Raw genomic sequence first — 18,311 nt, 5'->3', positions numbered from 1 at the left:
CCGCAGTTTCCGTTTCCCGAATTTTTCCCATGCCAGCAAAAGAAGGCCAGACAGACGCCGCGCCCGGGACGACAGGGCAAGCGCCGCCTCCCCCTCCGGCGACAGGCCTGGAAGAGATTCTACCCGGCAGGCCCCCGCTTCCCCATGCGGAGGAGAAGGGCGCGTTTTTCGTCTATCAGCGGGAGCTGGCTCCCGGCACGCGGCTGGAGCAGTATGAAGTTCTCAGCGTCCTGGGCAGCGGCGGCTTCGGCATTACCTATTTGGCCAAAGACCTGTTCCTGAACAGGAACGTGGTGATCAAGGAGAATTTCCCGGCAAGCTGCTCCTACCGCGACCCGCTGACCGGCCATATCAGGCCCAACAACGAACACGACCTGGAGAATTACACCTGGGCCCTGAAAAGCTTTTTGAGCGAAGCCCAGACCCTGGCGGAACTGAACCACCCGGGCATCGTCAGGATCCTGTCCGTGTTCGAGGCCAACGGCACGGCCTACTTCGCCATGGAGCACATCACGGGCCTGTCCCTGGATTATCTGGGAGAAAAGCTCCACACCACCGGCCACCGTTACACGGAAGACGAACTGAAGGGCCTGCTCACCCGCCTGCTCCGCATTCTGGAATACCTGCACGCCAGCCATATTTACCACCGGGACATCAAGCCCGGCAATATCCTGCTGACGGAGGAGGGAACGCCCGTTCTCATCGACTTCGGCGCGGCGCGGCATGCCCTGAAGCTGCACACCGCCACCGTCCTGACCACCCAGGGGTACTCCTCTCCGGAACAGGCCTTGGGCAAGACGAACATAGGTCCCTGGAGCGACCTTTATTCCGTGGGGGCCACCTTTTACGCCCTGCTCACCGGACATCCTCCGGAACGGGCGGAAGTGCGGCTGGCGGAAGACGCGATGCCGCCCCTGCACAGCAATCCGCAGCTGATGCGCCTGTATTCCCGCCAGTTCCTGCTTTCCCTGGACAAGGCGCTGGCCCCGCAGATCAACTGCCGCTACCAGGACGCCCGGGAGTGGATCAACGACATCTGCTCCATTTCCGGGGAGGAATCCTCCGCCACCATCCAGCTGACCCGCGCGGAGATCAGCAGCGCCCGGCCGGCGCTCCACCTGGGCGCTGCAAAAAGTTCAGATAAAAACATTCCTTCCGGAAGGGGCACGGGCACTCCCTCCGCCGCCCGCAGGCTTTCCGCCCGCACCATCAGGCGCAACCGCCAGCTGATGTACCTGATGGTGGGCAGCGCATGCACATTGCTGGCGGGCGCCGCGGCGTTCTACCTGCTGGATTACCTGAAACAGGCCCCCATGGGTACGACGATCAACACGATCAAGGACGCCATCCAGCAACCCGGCGCCAACGGGCTGGAAAAACTCCCGGCCATCCCTCCGCGGGACCTGGCCTCCATCCGCATTCCGGAACTGAGAATCGCGGAAGACGCCTCCCTGGAAGAGCGGAAAACGTCCCGGTTCCAGCTCCGGCTGGACGACAGCATGCTCAGCAGCTCCAGCCTCCCTTCCCCCCTGCCGGAAGAGCTGCGCATTTCCTGCATTTACCTTCAGATTTCCTCTTCTCCGGACGGCAGGGAGGACCTCTACCTGACCATCCGTGATTCCAACGGCGCCCTGGTGGACCGCTCCCTCAACCCCATTCCCTCATTCACGGTTCCCGGCCAGTCCACCACCACGTTTTTCTTCCCGGCCCTCCCCTTGCTGTACACGGACCGGACGTACACGTACGCCTTTGAAACGGCCGCCCAGCAGCCGGTTTCCGTGCAGATGGCCTGTTTGAAGGGAGACCCGGCCCGGACGGAAGAGGCTTTCCCGAAAATCCGCATTATTGCGGCCCCGGCCATTCAGGACGAATCCCTGCGGGAGGACCCAGCCTACCGGGAACTGATGCGCCAGGTTTCCTCCCCGGCGTCCAGCCGCAGCAGAACCGCGAAACGCCTGAAAGTGACGGCGGACAACATGGCGGCGGTAGAACAACTGTCCAGGGAAGGCTACCCCGTCGCCCAATATGCACTGGCCAAGGCACTGATGGCGCCGGACTTTCCCGGAGGACCCAGACCGGAAAACGGCGTGGAATGGCTTTACCGGGCCGCCACGGGAGGATGTTATGAGGCCATGAAGGATCTGGGCGTCATGCTCATGGACATTCCCTCCTACTTCCCCAGACTGCCCCAACAGCCACCCCTGGCCAGAAGGGATTACGCCCAGGCCGCCCGCTTTTTGAGAATGGCGCTCCAGTACAGGGACCAGGAAGCCGCGTACCTGCTTTCCCTGATGTATTCCCAGGGCTGGGGAATGCCCGTTTCCACGGAACTCTCCCGCCTGATGATGGAACGCCTCAACGGCTCCGGCTACCTGACGTCCAGCCTGAACCTCCAGTCGGCCATTGCCGCCTGCTGGCTTCCCCTTCCCGTGGAAGCGGGGAGTTCCACCACCCTGAGATTCACGGTTCCCGGCCCCTTTGCTCCCGCAGCTCTCCAAGGCGTGACCCTGCACAATACGTGCAAGGAGCAGTCCTTCTCTTTCAGCAAGCTCAACGTGCTTCAAAACGGGCGTGTCGTGCTGGACATTTTCGCCCCGCAGAAAGTCGCCCCCGGGCAAAGTTCCAAACCCATCGGCATTTCCATTCCGGAGGGATTCCTGGCGGACACCACACTGCCCCTGGAAGTGGAAATTCTGCTGGTTCCCGGTTCCAGCTGCGGCGTGGTGGAATTGCCGCTCCCGGTGGAGAAAGAGCGGCCGTGAAAGGAATTCGCTGTTCGTCAGTTCCTTCCGCAATTGTTCCGGCCCGTTCATTTTCACGAAAGCTTCTTGCTTCCGTTTGAGGAAATGCTAAAAGAGAACCATGACTCCCCTGACCTGCATGCGCCGCCTGGTTCCCCTGCTGGCGGCATTCCTGATGATTTCCTGCGGCGATCCCTCCGTCTCCTACTGTAAAAAGGTGGCCGACATCAATGCGGAATATTCCGAAAAAAGCGACGCACTGGCGGAACGGCTCCTCAAGCTGAAGAAGAATCCGACTCTTCCGGGCCTGGAGGAAAGCAGCCGGCAGGCGGCAAAAATACTGAAGGACCGGGACGAAGACCTTGCAGACCTGAGCACCAGGGACGTGGATCCGGACCTGGTCGCCTTTGTGGAGGAAGATAGGAAACTGTTTGCCCGCGGAAGAGAACTGGCGGAACACTACCAGCAGTATTTTGAAAAATACCTCAAGGGAGGCCCCGAACTGACGCCCGACCCTGTACGCGCCGCTTCCAAAATAGGCCGCGGACGCCAGGAAGTGCGCAAGATTCTCAACGCCGCACGTACTCTGGAAGAAAGAGCGGAAAACCTGCGGAAAGAAAAGTCCACCGCCTACGGCACGGAACTTCCTCCCCTGCATTTCCGCCTGCCGGACATGAAGGAATTGCTCTCCAACCGTTAATTCCCGGCATGAAAAGCAGATGGCACTTTTGCCGCGCGGCTCTCCTGTCCCTGGCATTCCTGCCCGCGGCGCAGGCGCAGCCGGAGACAGGGCCATGGGAGGCCCTTTTCACGGGAATGTCCCTTTCCCAGGGAAAAAACCGCCCGGGCATTTCCTTTTCCTTCCGGCTCACGCCTCAAGCGGGGCAGGTTCCGCTCATTCCCCTGGCCTCCGATGCATTCACGGCTACCGACAGCACCGGAAAGGCTCTTCCCTGCCTGAGCATTAATTTCTCACATTACCCGGACCCCGCCGGCACGGAAGATTATACGGTGGACATGTATTTATCATCCGATTCCCTGCCGGATGCACGGGCCACGTCCGTTTCCCTGAAAGGAGCCATTCCCGTTCTGGCGGCGGACAAAAAGCAGGCGCTTCCCTGGCAGGCAATAACCCTGGGCGGAGACGCCGTTTCCATCCCTCTGTCTGAACGGGACAGGGAAGGAAAGAAAAAAAGCATCACGGTCAAGGCCCAAGTCCATGAAGGACTGATTCCCGTGGAAGGATTTACCTATTGGCGGCTGACCATTACCGGGGATGAGGACATTCTTTTCCATTCCCTTGCCCTGAAAGACCACGAGGGAAAGGAGCTCCCTCCGGACGCCCGCCATCACAGCCATTTTGGCAACAAATCCGGCCATCAATGGGAAATGGACTGGCTTCATGCCATCCCCGAAGAGGAAAAGACCCTGCTCGTCCGGATTTTCTGCCTGTCCGGAAAGAAAAACATGAACATTCCCATGGACCAGACAATCGGGCTCGGAGGCCCGATATCACCACCTTCCAACACTCCCACTCCATGAAATCCCTGCTGCTGTTCCTTTCTCTCTCCTGCCTGGGCGCCGCTGCGGACAAGGCACCTCCGCCACCGCTCTGTCCTCTGGAATTCGACTCCTTCTCCCTGGGAGTCAACGGTACGACTAAGGAGCCTTATTGCATATTGTCCCTGAACGGAAGGCCTCTGGAACACCTCAGTGTGGTCTCCATATCCAAGGAAAGGCCTTTCGATCTTTCCGTCACGGACTCCACAGGAAAAACCTATGCATTGAATCATGTTCTGATTGAGCCGGCGTGGGAAAAAGAATGGAATCGGGAAGAAGAGTTCCATCTGCGCTTTTCTCTTTCCGAATGGCCGTCAGAACATGCGGAATGGCTACGCATCCGGGGGAATGTCTCCGTGGTGTGCATCAAAGCTTCCTCCCTGGATCCGGTGGAGGTCGATCTGATTCACCCGGGAGAAACGGAAATTCCCGTTGTGGGGAATGACATCCCGCAGAGCGACATTGCGGACCCGGCACGAACGGAGACCCTGATATTATTCGTGGAGAAGTGGGAGGGTAAGGAAGAGGAAGGCTTCCAATGGAAATTCAGCCTGGGCCACCGGGACAGCTTCCGCTACTGCGGCATGGAACTGGAAGACATGCAGGGGCGGCCCATTCCCTTCAAACGTTTTTCCGGAGGATTGTGCAGCGGCGGCGGCGGAACGACACGCTCCGAATATTTCACCCTTACCCGCCCCTATGAACAACTGAAAGTGCGCATTTTGCATGCCGATCCCCGCTACATTGAAATCAGGCAAGTGCCTGTTGACATCAGCGTGGGAATGGGAGGCCCCCTTAACAAGGAAAAAGTCCCTGCGGCTAAATAAAAACGTTCTTCCCGCCTCCGGCTTGCCACCAAGAGCCCTCCCCCAACACCCCGGAGAACATGCCATGATCCAGATTTTTCCCTAGGCAGGACTGCCAGATTCCTTTGTTTGCAACTCTCTCATCCAACACCCATTCCCTATGAAATACCTGTTGCTATTTCTGCCGCTTTCCTGCGTGGCCGCGTCTGCTGACAATACACCCCTGCTGCAAGGCTCACGGACGGGGTTCGCATCTTTCCTGACCGGGACGGACCACACGGAAAAGAAGAAATACTGCATGGTGACCCTGGACGGGACATACCGGGGGAAAGCCAGCATCATCCCTGCATCCGGGAAACCATTTTCCGACCTTTCCATTACGGATTCCACGGGAAAGACCTATACGCCGGACAATGTTCTGATTTCCATGAAGGCAGAAAAGGGACTGAATCAGGAAAAAGAGTTCATTATCCAATTCTCGTTTTCCGAATGGCCCCCGGAAGACGCGGAGTGGCTACGCATTCGGGGGGATGTGCCCGTCACCTGTACGGAATATTCATCCACGGATCCGGCAGAGGTTGATCTACTTCACCCGGAAGAGGTAAAAATACCGCTTCCGCCAAACAACGGCCGGCAGGATGATGGCATTGCCGACCCCGCCCGGATGCAGTTCCTGACATTATCCATGAAGAAGCTGAAAGACGGGGACGGCGGCCGGAATGGCACCGATGTCTGGGAATTCCTGCTGGCCTACCCGACCGATTTCCGGTACCGGGATTTGAAACTGGAAGACATGCAGGGACGGGCCGTCCCTGCCGGTATGCCGCCCTCTCTTTGCGGGTTCAGCGCCAGCGGGGGAGGAGGAACCTCCACCTATGAATATCTCGTTCTCCCGCGCTCCCGTGAAAAAATGAAGGTACGGATTCTGTATCTTGATCCGCGCAATTTTGAGACAAGACACGTATCCGTCGACGTGAGTTTGGGAATAGGGGGATCACTCAACAAGGGAAAAAGAGAACCCTGACATAACCGCATCTTTTCAACTGAATATTTATGAAGCCCATCATCCTGCTGTTCATGATTCTTGCGGGTATTTTCCCCTGCCATGCCTCCGGTACTCCAGAAAAAACGGAGGACGGGAAGCCTGTGAAGTTTTGCGGCTTTCTGCTGGAACAAGCAGGCCGCCGCCAAAAGATTACTTTCAATTTCCTGGCGTTCTTTTCCGGGAAAAGGATACCTTTCTCGCCATCCACTACGGAAGGATTGAAGATCACGGACTCCCAGGGGAAGAGACTGCGGGTGTCACGCATTTTTGTAGATCCCGTCCTGGACCCGGAGGAGGAAAGAAAAGACAACATGGGCTGGAACGGGGCAGCCGCCATTTCCATTGAAACGGATACCCCTCCATCCGCCCAGGCCGCCTGGGTGGAAATATCCGGACACATTCCTTTGCTGATGACCTCGGAAGTGCGCCAGGCCCCGGTTTCCGGTCTCACCGTAAACGGAGAGGAGATTCATTTCTCCCTTCCGGAAAAAAAGGAGATCGTTGGGGATAACTCCGTCCATATCCGGGCACGCCATTATTCGGCATCATGGGGCGGTCCCCATTTGGCATGGAAGCTTTTCATTCGCGCCCCGGATTTTTTTACCATTCATTCCCTTTCCCTGACTGCACCCCAAAGAGGGAATACACCGCCTGCCTCCTATAAAAAATTCAACAGCCTCCGTCTTTTCGAGAAGACACTTCCGGAATGTTTCGTCTTCAACATTCCGGAGGAGGAAACCACTATGCAGCTCCATCTCTCCTATTTTGGAAACCTCCAGCCGGAAAAACTCCCCATCCATTGCCGCGTCAGCCTGGGAGGGGAAATTTTCCAGAACCATTGACAAACCGGCCCCCTCCATGAAAATGTTACTGTACCTGGCGATTGCTTTCCTTTTTCCCTGCTCCTTTGGCGATCCGCCTCCCGCCCTTGAGGGAGCGCACATGGAATTTGAATCTCTTGAAATTATTACCGACAATGATGTTCCCTGCATGAAAATTACATGCAGCGTCACCCACACGGCAAAAGAATCCATCATGGAATTCCCGCCAAAAGCCTACCTTCTGCTGAATGTCGTTGATTCAACAGGGAAAAGACTTCTTCCCGACAATTTGATGATAGTTGGAAAAAACTTCCTCCAAGTAGATGAAGAAGATTGCCCGGACAACCAGTTCCATGCGATTCTTTTTTTCAAGGAACTCCCCGCCAAAACCGCCAAATGGATACATATCTGCGGAAATGTTCCACTTCGTTGCTGTTCCCTTTCCTCTTCAATTCCCAGAGGACTTTTCTGGCGGAACGGAATGAAGGAAGAGTTTTCCGCAATAGACTGTGAAATGGTTCCGGAAGGACCGGTAGCGGACTTGGCAATATGCAAAAGTGAAACTGTTACCCTGGAAGCGAAACTTCTGCAAACCTACAGAAATAATTCCCAATTATGGAAAATCCATTTGAGTGCCATCGCCACCTTCCGTTTTTACGGTCTGGAACTCCTTGATGAACAGGGACTCCATGTCCTCTTTTCCTTAAGGCCCTGCAGCGCTTTTGCGGGAGGGGGAGGGGCCGGTTATTCCATGGAATGCGTTTTTCCGCGAGCCTACTCACGTCTGCAGGCTAGAATTCTTTACATAGATCCCGACAAGTTTAAAAATAAAAGCCTCCCATTCAACCTGACCGTCGGCCTGGCGGGAACTCTCAGCAAGAGACAGGCGCCATCGGCCAGGTAACTGCCCCTTCCCTACGAAAATATCCTATGAAAACAACCGCATTCCTCCTGTTTTTTCTCTGCGGCTCCCTTTCGTCCCCCGCCGGGGACGGGGAAAAAGATTTGCCGCGGGACAGTCTCGTCTTCTCGGAAATGAGGATTGTCCATCAGAAAAACGACAAATCCCTGACGCTGTCCTTCAAGCTGTCCTGCTCCGGTGGAGGGGTTCCCCTGACGCCCCCGGATGCACGTGGTCTGGCAGTGGTTGATTCCACGGGAAAAAAGCTCGGCATCCGGAACGTGCAGGTCACTCCCGAATTGTCCTATGAAAATGATTCCTTCCATTCGCCGGAGGGAAAAGCGGAGCTGAGCATCCAGACGAATTCCCTTCCCAGTGTTCAAGCCGAGTGGATACGGATTTCAGGGAATATTTCCATCCCCATGGGCCGTAAGGTGCTGAAATTTCCGGCACAGGAAATTGAATTTGAAGAAGCTCCGTCCATCATTCGGCATCCCAAAACCGGAAATCCCATCCATCTCAGGATTTCATCAGCCGGACAGGAGGCGAACAGCCCGTTGTTTTCCGTCGATATCGGAAGCAATAGTCCGGTCATTCTGCATTCCATCACTTTCCAGTATCCCGACGGAACGCCTTTTCACCCTAAAATGATTAAGATCCCTGTCAGACAAAATGAGGAAAACGAACAGTCTCTACGTCTTATCTATTTGTTCCGGCCAAATACCAGAACCCTCCTGGTGACGCTTTCGTATTTTGATGAAAGCGGAACAACGGACATCCCCGTCAACTTCAACATCGGGTTTGACGGAAGCGCATCACCCTTAAAGAAAATGAATCCATGAAGCTCTTGTTTTCACTGATTGTTTTTTCCGTTTTCTCCCTTTCATGGGGAAAACCGCTCTCCATTCTGAAGGGAACCGGGGTGGAACTGGCGCCGTTGGACACCTCCCGAGAGTCCGTTTTTTTCAATTTAAACATCAGTTATAAAAATGCCCCGGCCGTTCTGGATGCCAAAAAAAGTCTGGACCTTACGGATATCAACACGCAGGGAGGAAATCTGGACATCCGGAATTCCTCGGGAACGCCGCTGAACCCCAGATCCATTTATATCACTCTGGATTCCTATAACCGGAAGGAAGAATCCGGAACGTTCAACCTGGGGATTTCCTTGGAAACGCCCCTCCCTCTCAAAACCCGCTGGATACACATTAAAGGAGAGGTGCCGCTCATGTGTTCGCACCTGTCTTCCCTTCCGGCGGAAGACCTTGCTCTGAAAGAAGGGGGATACTGCGACATCCTCCTGTCATTTCCTCCCTTTCTTAGGGACGACGGCGACATAGCGAAAATGGAATCCATGCAACGCGTAACCCTTACCGCGACCCACAAAAAGGAGAAAGGGAAGTGGACCATCATCCTGTCCCATCCTGAGGAATTTCCCTATACCTGCATGGAATTTTTCGACGAAAAAAACCGTCCCATTCCCGTAAAGACAGATAAATCCGTTTATTTTTTCAGCGCCGGCACCATCTCCCGTCCCATCACCTGCACTTTTCCGGAAGATTACGGCCATGTACGCGTCAAGGTCCTGTACGAACAGAAACGGGAAGCCCGGCTGATGCCCATCGACCTCACCGCAGGGCTGGGTGGCATCCATGAATCAAAAATGCTGCCCATGAAAAAATGAAGGGCTTTTTTCAGAAGCTTTCCGCTAAAAAACAAGGTATCTTTTCCAAAAACAAGATTGACACCGGAAGACCTTTCTCCTAGTATCCGCGCACAGCATCAGCGGCGGGGTAGCCAAGTGGTAAGGCAACGGTCTGCAAAATCGTCATTCGCGGGTTCGATTCCCGCTCCCGCCTCCAAGATGCTGCAAAAACCGGTTCAAGTCGCGTTCGTCTAGCGGTCTAGGACTCCCGCCTTTCACGCGGGCAACACGGGTTCGAGTCCCGTACGCGATGCCAGTTTCTTTTTATCTTATTCCTTGAACAGGAACTTTTACGCCATTCGCAAGGTATGTTTCTGGCTTTTCCGGCCCGCTGTGCTATAGTGTGAACGCAATGACCGCCCAAGACAGCATTATCCTGAACGGCGTCCCCTATTTTCTGGCGGAACCCTGTTCCGTCATACGGCTTCTGGAACTCCTGAATATGAAGGGAAATCCAGTGGTGGTGGAACACAACGGTTCCGCACTCCTGCCCCGGGATTTTTCCCGTGTTACGGTTGTTCCGGGGGATACGGTAGAAGTGGTCTCCATCGTTGCCGGCGGCTGAGTTTTTCATCATCAATATTTTACTTTACTTCACCCATGCCGACCATCCATGTCATGTCTCCCACTCTCGCCAGCCAGGTGGCGGCGGGCGAAGTCGTGGAACGGCCGGCCTCCGTCGTCAAAGAGCTGGTGGAGAACAGTCTGGACGCCGGGGCCAAGTCCGTGCGGGTGGAAATCCGCCGCGGAGGCGTGGGCCTGATCAGGGTGACGGACGACGGATGCGGCATGAGCCGTGAAGACGCCAGCCTCTGTGCCAAGCGTCACGCCACGAGCAAGCTTTCCTCCCTGGAGGAACTGTTTGAAATCACCCATCTGGGTTTCCGGGGAGAGGCCATCCCCAGTATCGCCAGCGTTTCCCGCTTCAAGCTTTGCACCAGGCAGCAGCATGCCCTGGAAGGCTGGGAAGTGCGGATTGACGGCGGGATGGAGCACGAACCCCGGAGCTCCGGGGTATCTCCCGGCACCGCCATTGAGGTGGCCGATCTGTTTTACAATACTCCGGCACGCCGCAAGTTCCTGAAGTCCGCGGAAACGGAGGCTTCCCACGTGGAACACCAGATACGCCTCCATGCGCTGGCATTCCCCCGGGTGCGCTTTACCTACAGGAGGGACGACCAGCTGGTGTTCGATCTTCCGGCCACCACGGACCTGCGGGTGCGCATTTCCGCCCTGACGGACCCCGCCACGGCGGCGGCCCTGATTCCGATAGAGGCCACCACCGGCCCCGGCATTTCCGTCAGCGGGTACTTGCTTCCGCTTTCCGAGGCCAGGCGCACTAGAAAAGGGCAGTATGTGTTCATGAACACCCGCCCGGTGGAAGACCAACTGATCAACCGGGCCATCCGCGACGGTTACGGGGGCTTCCCCACGGGATTGCATCCGGCCCTGTTCCTGTACATGGAGGTGGAGCCTGCCCTGGTGGACGTGAACGTCCACCCCGCCAAGAAGGAGGTGCGGTTCCGGCGCGCCGCCGATGTGGTGAATACCCTTGTGGAGGCGATTGCCAACACCCTTCAGCGCCATGCCCGTCAGGAAACCCGCCCGGCCGCTCCGGCACCGGACGAACAGCCTTCCGCCCCATCCCCTGCGCCCGCTGCCGCCGGAAACGGAACCGCGGCAACGGCCTCCCCCCTGTCTCCCTCACTTGGTCCTACGTCTAAAATTCCAGTGTTTCCCTCTCCCGCGGAACGCCCCCAGGGTACTTCGGGACCATCTCCGGTCCTTCCCGTCCGGCCCATTTCCCTGAAACAGGTGCCGGCCACCCAGGGGCGGCTGGATTTTCCGGAGAAGGCGTGTTCCCGTCCGGATGCCGCGCCAGGCACGGAAGGGAGGGTGGAAAAGGATCTTTCCGCAGATTTCAAGTATCTGGGGACTCTGCACCAGCAGTTCGCCCTGTTCGAGACGCCGGAAGGCCTGGTGCTGATGCATCCCAAGGCCGCGCGGGAGCGCATCATTTTTGAACGGCTGCGGGCCCACAGGCAGGCCCCCATGCCTTCCCAGCACCTGCTCGATCCGGTGATGCTGGACCTGGACCCCCGGGATTTCGCCGTCATCCAGCAGTTTGCGCCCCATTTTGACCAGGCCGGACTGACGGTCACGCCCTTCGGCCAGAATACCATCAGGATAGAGTCCATTCCGGCCCTGCTGGAACTGGACAACGCCAAGGCGTTCTTGCTGGAGCTGGTGGACCGCCTCACCCAGTCCGAGTTCAGCCGCAACGCCAAACGCATGGCGTATGAAACGTTCATTGCGGAGATTGCCAGGAAGTCCGCCTGGAAGGAACGCATTTCCCCCCACCGCGCTCCGGCCATTCTGAAGGAGCTGCTGGCCTGCGAAGTTCCGTACTGCACCCCGGCGGGCAAGCCGACTCTGGTCAATTATTCCATTCCGGAGATCAAACGGAAATTCGGCATGCAGGCATGACGGAGTAAAAGGGATTATTCATCCGGCCCGGCGAGGCGTCCGCAGGCGCCACGGTACACCCCGCGGCATACGGCCCGGAATTTGGACGGGTTCCAGGCGTCATATACTGCGATGAGCACTCCGCACAAGGCGGCGTATCCGGCGCACGCCGCCCATCTGAAGAGGGGGGAATCCGGATGTTTGAGCCTCTGGAGCCACGCCCAGTTGCGTACCTTGTAGTACAGCCGGCGCGCATCCAGCCCCGGTTCATAGTAAAAGGCCTTGCCCGCCAGTTCCACGCGCACCAGCCCGGTGGCGGGACGCGGATGGTGGAGAATGGAGCCGCTGACCAGATAAGTGCGGAATCCCGCGCGGGAAATGATCCATGGATATTCTTCGTCTTCCCCGCGGATAAAGAGCCCGGCGGTCGGCCCCCGGACCTTGTCATGGATTTCACGGGGAACAAGGGCTCCCAGGAAGGCGCCCCCGGTCAGAAGGAAAGGGGCTTCGGGAAGGGCGTCACCTCTTGTTACATGAATGCGCCGTCCGTCCTTTTCGTCCAGGAGCACCATGGGCCAGGAGAGTTCTCCGCCCTGTTTCAGGTCCACTACCTTGCAACCCCTGACGCACGGCCATTCCATGCCGTCCGTTCCGGGTCCATGGGACAAAAGGCAGGCCAGGGCGTCCGGCTCCGGCCAGGAGTCGTCATCCAAAATCCAGACGGCATCCACATCCGGGAAGGAAAAAGCGCGTTCCAGCCCCCGGGCTATGCCGCCGGCATTTCCCGTATTTCCGGGCATGTCGATTATTTCCAGCATGAACGGATAGGCTCCGGCCGCCGCCTGTTCCTTCACGCCGTCCAGGGAACCGTCTCCGGCCCCGTTGTCCGCCACCACGACGCGGTGAGGCGGAACAGTCTGCTGCGCCAGTTTCTGCAAGCACATTTCCGTGAGGGAGATTCTACGGTAATGTGAAAAAATGGCGCAAATCCGTTCCATGAGATAACGAGAAAAGGATAAGGGCAAAAACGGAGAAAGCAATCTCTTTATCCCCCGCAAGGCCTGTCCCGGGGGCGCGTCATGCGGACGCAGGAAGCTTGCTCTTGGCAAGCACCCTTATGGCGGTTATAGTGCCTGGGCCTTTTTCCGTCCGCCTATGCCAGAACCAACGTCCAGCAAACTTTCCGCTCCGCGCATTGCAGAAACGGCCGCCGGCAGGATACTGACGGCATTGCTGGCCCTGTTTTATACCGCCCTGGCCACCACTGCGGCAGGCGGGGAATGGCACACCCTGTTCATTCCGTCGTGTTTTCTGACAGCCGCGCTGCTGGTGTTCTGCTTTTGCCTCATACGGGGATATAAAGTGCCCAGCCCCGGCCTTGCCGGATGGCTGGCTGTGGGACTGGGGGGAGGCTATTTTTTCCTGAGAGCCTGGTTTTCCCCCTGGTTTTACGAGAGCATGGCGGACCTGACCCTGATCGTGACCGCGCTGGTGATGTTCATGGCAGGCGCCTGTGCCGGAGCCGGCAACGGGAGCAAAAGCACCCTCCCGACGCTGGCGGCAGTCCTGGGCCTGCTGAATGCCGCACTCTGGGCCTACCAGAACATGGCGGGGACGGGAGCTTCCTGGTTCAGGCCGGATTATTCCCTGTTCGGGACGGAAACGGATGGAACCGGGTTGTTCGGATACAAGAATTTTTCCGCGCATTTCCTGTCCATTACCGGTTTTTTCCTGTGCGCCTGGAGCATGGCCAGCCTCAAAAAATGGGGAGTCCATCTGTTCGCGGGACTTCTGCTTGTGGCTGCTTCCTTCACCTGCGATTCCCGCGCCGCTTTTCCGAATGCCCTGATTGGCGTGACGCTCTGCTTTTTTATCTATACTTCCAGCGTTTTCCGCAATAACAGGAAGTTTTATACGGCCGCCATTCTGTTTTTCCTGCTGCTTTTTTTCAGCACGGCCTACGTCGTGCTGGACCTGACGAGCGGAGCGGGCAGCCTGACGTCCATTCTGGATGTTTTCACTTTCGGCAACCGGATTACCCTTTCCAAACTGGCGTGGTCCCTGACGGAGCAGGCCCCGCTTTTCGGCCACGGCAGCCGGATGTTCACCAATCTGGCCGTGGAGTTTTTCCCGTTTCCCAATGTTCCCAATTTCACCCATCATGAGTATGCACAGGCCGCCTGCGATTACGGATACACCGGACTCGCCGTGATGCTTGCCCTGCTGCTCCTGTTCATTTCCCTGGGCTTCCGGAGCGTACTCCGGCTGGCGGCCGAACATCCCCAAGTCAATCCCCTGGGGCCGGCGGCCTTCTGCGCGCTGTGCATTGCCGCCGCCCACGCCTACGGAGAGTTTATCTGGCACAATCCGGCGCTTGCGGGCGCCGCCGCCCTGTGCTGCGGCCTTTCCTGCACCGCGTCCTTCTCCAGGATCAAGGCTTCACGAACCGGCGGGCGCCTGGTTCTGGGAGCAGGAGCCTTTCTACTGGCGGCGCTGTCCGTGTGGTATGCCTGCCTGGCCTTCCCGACCTGGAAAGCATCCTGGCAGGCGGTTCCCGCATCTTCTCCCGACGGCATGCCCATGCTGGAACAGGCGGCCGCCGCCAGCCACGACCCGGACCTTGTGCGGCGCAATATCCTGCATGCCGCAGGGAGCTCCCCGCCTCCCGGTCCCGGACGGCTCCGCCAACTGGAGCGGCAGATGGAACGGGCGGAATTGCTCAGTCCGGGCAATCATGCCCTAGTGGCGGCCAAGGGGCTGCTTTACATGCACCAGGGACGCTACAGGGAAGCGGAAAGGCTGTTGCGTCCCTATGTGTCTTTTTCACGGTTTGACGACCGCATGTATGCCTGGACTACGACTTATGCCAATGTTCTGTACGCCTGGTGCATTTCCACCGCCCCCCATTCCCCGAACAAGGCCCTGTCCATGGCGCTTGCAGTAAAAGACCTGATGGAGAAGCAGGTGAGATTCTGGAACTATTACCGGATAGAGGATGCCGCCATGCGGCGGGAACACGCCCAGCGCAGAAATGAAGTGGACATGGTGATCCAGACGCTTCAGGCCCGCGGCGCCGTTCCCGACGATTCATGGAAGGAGTAGCAGTTTTCCCCGCTTCTCCCTTTTCTTTTTTCCCGACGGTGGCTGTTTCACGGGAAAATCCCATGGTCCGGAAAAGGACCATTGCCGTCTGCCGTCCGGCGCAGGAAGATAAGGAAAACTTGGTACGGATTGCGTGACGGAGTCTCCATGAAAACGGTATTTTCCCAGAAAAAACTTCACCGGCAGCTGGAATACTGTCATGGATGATACCCTTGTAACCGACAACAAACATCCGGTCCGGAGCGGCAAAACCGGAGCGATGATGGATTTTTGATTTAACAGGTTCAGGCACCCGTTGTTTTCCATTCTTCCTCCCCTTCCGGGACTGCCTCCTTTCCCGGCCGGAAACCCGGAGCGGCAGGCCTGCCGATTCCCGGCACCACCCCGGTGCACGCGGCGCGGCATGTCCCGCACGGACTCAACAAAAAGATATTCCACATGCTCTATTGCCGTTAACAGACATCATTTTCCCCAACATGAACATTTCAATCAAACGCATTTACGATCCGCAGGAGGCGGAAGACGGAGACCGCGTTCTGGTGGACCGGATCTGGCCCCGCGGCATTTCCAAGGAGAAGGCTTCCTGGAACGAATGGGCGAAAGAAGCCGCTCCTTCCACGGAATTGCGCCGATGGTTCGCCCATGATCCGGCCAAATGGGACGGTTTCCGGAAAAAGTATTTCGAAGAACTGGACCGGAATAAAGAGGCTGTTTCACATCTCAGCCAACTGGCCCGCAAGGGGAAGGTGACGCTTCTGTACGCCGCAAGGGATACGGAGCATAACGAAGCCGGAGCCCTGAAGGATTACCTTTTACAGCATGCTTCCTCATGAAAGCACGCTTATTGTTATGGCAGGCATGAATCGCAGGCCTGTACGCTGTATGCACCAGCCTATGGAAGGACGGCTTTCTTCTCTCGTTTATCAACAGGTGAAGAAAATGGAAAGGAGGTGAATATCAATGGCAACAAGTTCCCATATGGGAGACGATCACAGGAGCAGCTCTAAAAAGCGTTCCGGGTCCACTACCCACAAGACCGGGCAGCACGTCAAGCGTGATGCTTCAACAGGGCAGTTTATGAGCGACAAGCGAAGCTCCAGCTCCAAGGAAAGTCACAAGGAAAAACATTAATCCTGGTGTACTTACTGCCTGATTCAGGTTCCGGATGAACTCCGGAACCTTTTTTCCGTCCCGCCATATCCCGGATGAAGCGGAAAAGCTTCCGCCGTCAGTTCGGGCTCAGTTTTTCAAAGGCCAGAATTCCCAGGGCTTCAGGAGCGTTCCGGTCCCCGCAGACAACGACGGCGAAGGGTTCTTCCCTTCCCGGCACGTAGTACGCCGCGCGCAGAACCAGTTCATCCCCTTCCAGGCAGGCGTACACGCCCACTGGGGTGGAGCAGCTGGCGCCCAGGCGCACCAGGAAGGTGCGTTCCGCCACGCCGCAGGCGCAGGTTTCCACATCGTTGATCCCGGCCAGCAGTTCCTTCGTTTTCCGGTCGGAAGCACGGCATTCCATGCCGACGATTCCCTGCCCCACAGCGGGAATGAAGGCTTCCACGGGCAGAGGGCGCATGTAGAGTTTTCTGCCCTGCACCACCGTTTCCGGCGCATAGAGGCCGAGGCGTTCCAGCCCGGCTTTTGCCAGGATCACGGCATCCCATTCCGGATGCTCCACAAGCTTTTCAAGACGGGTGGGGACATTGCCCCGCAGGTCTTCAAACCGGAGCTGCCTTCCCCAGTACGTGCGCGCCATGAGGCGGCGGCGGACGCTTCCGGTGGCAAGAGTTCCGCGGCCGTTCCAGTCCGGCTCCTTCGTGATGAGCACGTCTTCCGCCGCAGCGCGGGGAAGAACCGCAGGCAGGCGGAATTCCGGGGCAAGTTCGCTTGGCACGTCCTTGAGGCTGTGGACGGCCACATCTATGCGGCCTTCCAGCAGGGCCGTTTCCAGTTCCTTGATGAAGATTCCCTTGTCCACGATGCCGGAGACCCTGGCCACATCCGCCAGCGGCACGTCCATACGGCGGTCTCCGGTGGTGCGGATGATTTCCCGGCGTATGTCCAGTCCCGGATGGAGCGCGGACAGGGCGGCGCGGACCATGTCCGCCTGGGCCAGGGCCAGGGCGCTTCCGCGGGTGCCGATGATGAGGGTGTTTTTACTGGTCATAGAGAGCGGTGTCCGGAAAGTATTTGGAGATGCCGTCCCGGATGATGGTTTCACACCGGGAGATTTCCAGCTCCCGGCTGAGCTTGGCTTCATCCGCAAGCTGGGTCAGGGTGTCGATGTCGTAAAGGTACACTTCGTCAATGTCCGCCACGTCCGGGGAGATGTTGCGAGGTACGGAGATGTCGATGAGGAACAGGGAGCGGTATTTGCGGGACGCCCGCAGGGGCAGGAGCGTCTCCCGCGTGATGATGCAGTGGGGGGCGGCCGTGGCGGCCACCACCACGTCAATGTCCCTGAGGTATTCCCCCCAGACATCATACCGGATGGCCTGGCCGCCGATCATTCCGGCGAGTTCCACGGCGCGGTCAAAGGAGCGGTTGGCTACGTAAATGCCCTCCGCGCCGCGGGCACGCAGGGCGCGGCCGGTGACGCGGCTCATATCGCCCGCCCCCAGGATCAGAACGCGGGTGCCTCCCAGGTCTCCGAAGATTTGTTCCGCCAGTTCCACGGCCACGGAGCCCACGGATGTGGCTCCCGCATGAATCTGGCTGTCCGTCCTGACCCGCTTGCCTATGGTGAATGCTTTCTGAAAGGTTTTGTTGGCGCAGGCGGCGGTCACGCCGGCATCCAGCGCCATTTGGTAGGCGGTTTTCACCTGGCCGAAGATTTCCGTTTCCCCCAGCACCATGGAGTCCAGCCCGCTGAGCACGCGGCACAGGTGCTCTAGGGCAAAGGCCCCCTGGTGGCAGTAGAAATGGGAGGCCATGTCCACCTTGCCGCAGCCGTCCCCCAGGAAGTGGGACAGGATATGCTCCCTGGCGTTTTCCGGGTTGTCCGACCAGTAGTAGATTTCCATGCGGTTGCAGGTGGAGAGCACCACGCACTGTTCCACGCCCGGCAGTTCCCGGATGCTTTTTCCCGCATTCTGGAGCCTGTGGGACGGCACGGAGAACCGCTCCCTTATTTCCACGGGGGCGGTCCGGTGATTCAAGCCTAGACA

The 18,311-nt window shown here is 57.8% G+C and carries 16 protein-coding genes and 2 tRNA genes; 15 read left to right on the top strand and 3 right to left on the bottom strand.

Annotation, left to right across the window (positions count from 1 at the left end; genetic code table 11):
- Window positions 1-29 precede the first annotated feature (29 nt).
- From OQH67_RS09520 to mutL, 13 genes are all read left to right on the top strand, one after another.
- The gene (locus OQH67_RS09520) at window positions 30-2,762 is read left to right on the top strand and encodes a protein kinase domain-containing protein (RefSeq protein ID WP_215434879.1); all 2,733 of its coding nucleotides are present in this window, start codon (window positions 30-32) and stop codon (window positions 2,760-2,762) included.
- Window positions 2,763-2,862: 100 nt separating this feature from the next.
- Window positions 2,863-3,441, top strand: a complete 579-nt coding sequence (locus OQH67_RS09515; protein ID WP_215434880.1) for a hypothetical protein — start codon at window positions 2,863-2,865, stop codon at window positions 3,439-3,441.
- 8 nt (window positions 3,442-3,449) lie between these two features.
- Complete coding sequence (locus OQH67_RS09510) at window positions 3,450-4,283, top strand: hypothetical protein (RefSeq protein ID WP_215434881.1); 834 nt, start codon at window positions 3,450-3,452, stop codon at window positions 4,281-4,283.
- Window positions 4,280-5,128 carry a hypothetical protein gene (locus OQH67_RS09505; RefSeq protein ID WP_215434882.1) on the top strand — a complete coding sequence of 283 codons (849 nt, stop codon included), beginning with the start codon at window positions 4,280-4,282 and terminating at the stop codon, window positions 5,126-5,128. The genes OQH67_RS09510 and OQH67_RS09505 overlap by 4 nt, the downstream gene beginning before the upstream one ends.
- Before the next feature lie 139 nt (window positions 5,129-5,267).
- Entirely contained in the window at window positions 5,268-6,131 is an 864-nt protein-coding gene (locus tag OQH67_RS09500) for a hypothetical protein (protein ID WP_215434883.1), read from the top strand.
- 29 nt (window positions 6,132-6,160) lie between these two features.
- Window positions 6,161-6,994, top strand: coding sequence for a hypothetical protein (locus OQH67_RS09495; protein WP_215434884.1), 834 nt, complete (start codon window positions 6,161-6,163; stop codon window positions 6,992-6,994).
- Between the two features lie 100 nt (window positions 6,995-7,094).
- Entirely contained in the window at window positions 7,095-7,877 is a 783-nt protein-coding gene (locus OQH67_RS09490; protein WP_215434885.1) for a hypothetical protein, read from the top strand.
- Between the two features lie 278 nt (window positions 7,878-8,155).
- Window positions 8,156-8,716: a hypothetical protein gene (locus tag OQH67_RS09485; protein WP_215434886.1), complete on the top strand. Its 561-nt coding sequence runs from the start codon at window positions 8,156-8,158 to the stop codon at window positions 8,714-8,716.
- The gene (locus tag OQH67_RS09480; RefSeq protein WP_215434887.1) at window positions 8,713-9,558 is read left to right on the top strand and encodes a hypothetical protein; all 846 of its coding nucleotides are present in this window, start codon (window positions 8,713-8,715) and stop codon (window positions 9,556-9,558) included. Before OQH67_RS09485 ends, OQH67_RS09480 begins: the two co-directional genes overlap by 4 nt.
- A 103-nt stretch (window positions 9,559-9,661) precedes the next feature.
- Window positions 9,662-9,736: transfer RNA gene (locus OQH67_RS09475), tRNA-Cys, on the top strand.
- 23 nt (window positions 9,737-9,759) lie between these two features.
- A tRNA-Glu gene (locus OQH67_RS09470) sits at window positions 9,760-9,835 on the top strand.
- A 96-nt stretch (window positions 9,836-9,931) separates the two neighbouring features.
- Entirely contained in the window at window positions 9,932-10,144 is a 213-nt protein-coding gene (gene thiS, locus OQH67_RS09465) for a sulfur carrier protein ThiS (RefSeq protein WP_130083865.1), read from the top strand.
- A 35-nt stretch (window positions 10,145-10,179) separates the two neighbouring features.
- The gene (gene mutL, locus OQH67_RS09460; protein ID WP_215434888.1) at window positions 10,180-12,066 is read left to right on the top strand and encodes a DNA mismatch repair endonuclease MutL; all 1,887 of its coding nucleotides are present in this window, start codon (window positions 10,180-10,182) and stop codon (window positions 12,064-12,066) included.
- Between the two features lie 14 nt (window positions 12,067-12,080).
- On the opposite strand, the gene OQH67_RS09455 is transcribed toward mutL, so the two are convergent.
- Window positions 12,081-13,043, bottom strand: a complete 963-nt coding sequence (locus OQH67_RS09455) for a glycosyltransferase (protein WP_215434889.1) — start codon at window positions 13,041-13,043, stop codon at window positions 12,081-12,083.
- 157 nt (window positions 13,044-13,200) lie between these two features.
- Here OQH67_RS09455 and OQH67_RS09450 point away from each other — a divergent pair, with 157 nt between their 5' ends.
- Complete coding sequence (locus OQH67_RS09450; RefSeq protein WP_215434890.1) at window positions 13,201-15,147, top strand: O-antigen ligase family protein; 1,947 nt, start codon at window positions 13,201-13,203, stop codon at window positions 15,145-15,147.
- A 476-nt stretch (window positions 15,148-15,623) separates the two neighbouring features.
- Window positions 15,624-15,980 carry a DUF488 domain-containing protein gene (locus OQH67_RS09445; RefSeq protein ID WP_215434891.1) on the top strand — a complete coding sequence of 119 codons (357 nt, stop codon included), beginning with the start codon at window positions 15,624-15,626 and terminating at the stop codon, window positions 15,978-15,980.
- A gap of 395 nt (window positions 15,981-16,375) precedes the next feature.
- On the opposite strand, the gene hemC is transcribed toward OQH67_RS09445, so the two are convergent.
- Window positions 16,376-17,311, bottom strand: a complete 936-nt coding sequence (gene hemC / locus OQH67_RS09440) for a hydroxymethylbilane synthase (RefSeq protein WP_215434892.1) — start codon at window positions 17,309-17,311, stop codon at window positions 16,376-16,378.
- Entirely contained in the window at window positions 17,301-18,302 is a 1,002-nt protein-coding gene (hemA, locus tag OQH67_RS09435; RefSeq protein WP_251828253.1) for a glutamyl-tRNA reductase, read from the bottom strand. The genes hemC and hemA overlap by 11 nt, the downstream gene beginning before the upstream one ends.
- Window positions 18,303-18,311: the final 9 nt, after the last annotated feature.

This window comes from Akkermansia biwaensis, from assembly GCF_026072915.1.
Classification (GTDB): domain Bacteria; phylum Verrucomicrobiota; class Verrucomicrobiia; order Verrucomicrobiales; family Akkermansiaceae; genus Akkermansia; species Akkermansia biwaensis.
This window is presented reverse-complemented; position numbering and strand designations above follow the sequence as displayed.

Excerpts from the sequence above, each read along its gene's own strand:
- OQH67_RS09510 (WP_215434881.1), top strand. The coding sequence starts at position 3,450 with ATGAAAAGCAGATGGCACTTTTGCCGCGCGGCTCTCCTGTCCCTGGCA.
- OQH67_RS09480 (WP_215434887.1), top strand. The coding sequence starts at position 8,713 with ATGAAGCTCTTGTTTTCACTGATTGTTTTTTCCGTTTTCTCCCTTTCA.
- hemC (WP_215434892.1), bottom strand. The coding sequence starts at position 17,311 with ATGACCAGTAAAAACACCCTCATCATCGGCACCCGCGGAAGCGCCCTG.
- thiS (WP_130083865.1), top strand. The coding sequence starts at position 9,932 with ATGACCGCCCAAGACAGCATTATCCTGAACGGCGTCCCCTATTTTCTG.
- OQH67_RS09495 (WP_215434884.1), top strand. The coding sequence starts at position 6,161 with ATGAAGCCCATCATCCTGCTGTTCATGATTCTTGCGGGTATTTTCCCC.
- mutL (WP_215434888.1), top strand. The coding sequence starts at position 10,180 with ATGCCGACCATCCATGTCATGTCTCCCACTCTCGCCAGCCAGGTGGCG.
- OQH67_RS09520 (WP_215434879.1), top strand. The coding sequence starts at position 30 with ATGCCAGCAAAAGAAGGCCAGACAGACGCCGCGCCCGGGACGACAGGG.
- OQH67_RS09455 (WP_215434889.1), bottom strand. The coding sequence starts at position 13,043 with ATGGAACGGATTTGCGCCATTTTTTCACATTACCGTAGAATCTCCCTC.
- OQH67_RS09450 (WP_215434890.1), top strand. The coding sequence starts at position 13,201 with ATGCCAGAACCAACGTCCAGCAAACTTTCCGCTCCGCGCATTGCAGAA.
- OQH67_RS09445 (WP_215434891.1), top strand. The coding sequence starts at position 15,624 with ATGAACATTTCAATCAAACGCATTTACGATCCGCAGGAGGCGGAAGAC.
- OQH67_RS09500 (WP_215434883.1), top strand. The coding sequence starts at position 5,268 with ATGAAATACCTGTTGCTATTTCTGCCGCTTTCCTGCGTGGCCGCGTCT.
- OQH67_RS09515 (WP_215434880.1), top strand. The coding sequence starts at position 2,863 with ATGACTCCCCTGACCTGCATGCGCCGCCTGGTTCCCCTGCTGGCGGCA.
- OQH67_RS09505 (WP_215434882.1), top strand. The coding sequence starts at position 4,280 with ATGAAATCCCTGCTGCTGTTCCTTTCTCTCTCCTGCCTGGGCGCCGCT.
- OQH67_RS09490 (WP_215434885.1), top strand. The coding sequence starts at position 7,095 with ATGGAATTTGAATCTCTTGAAATTATTACCGACAATGATGTTCCCTGC.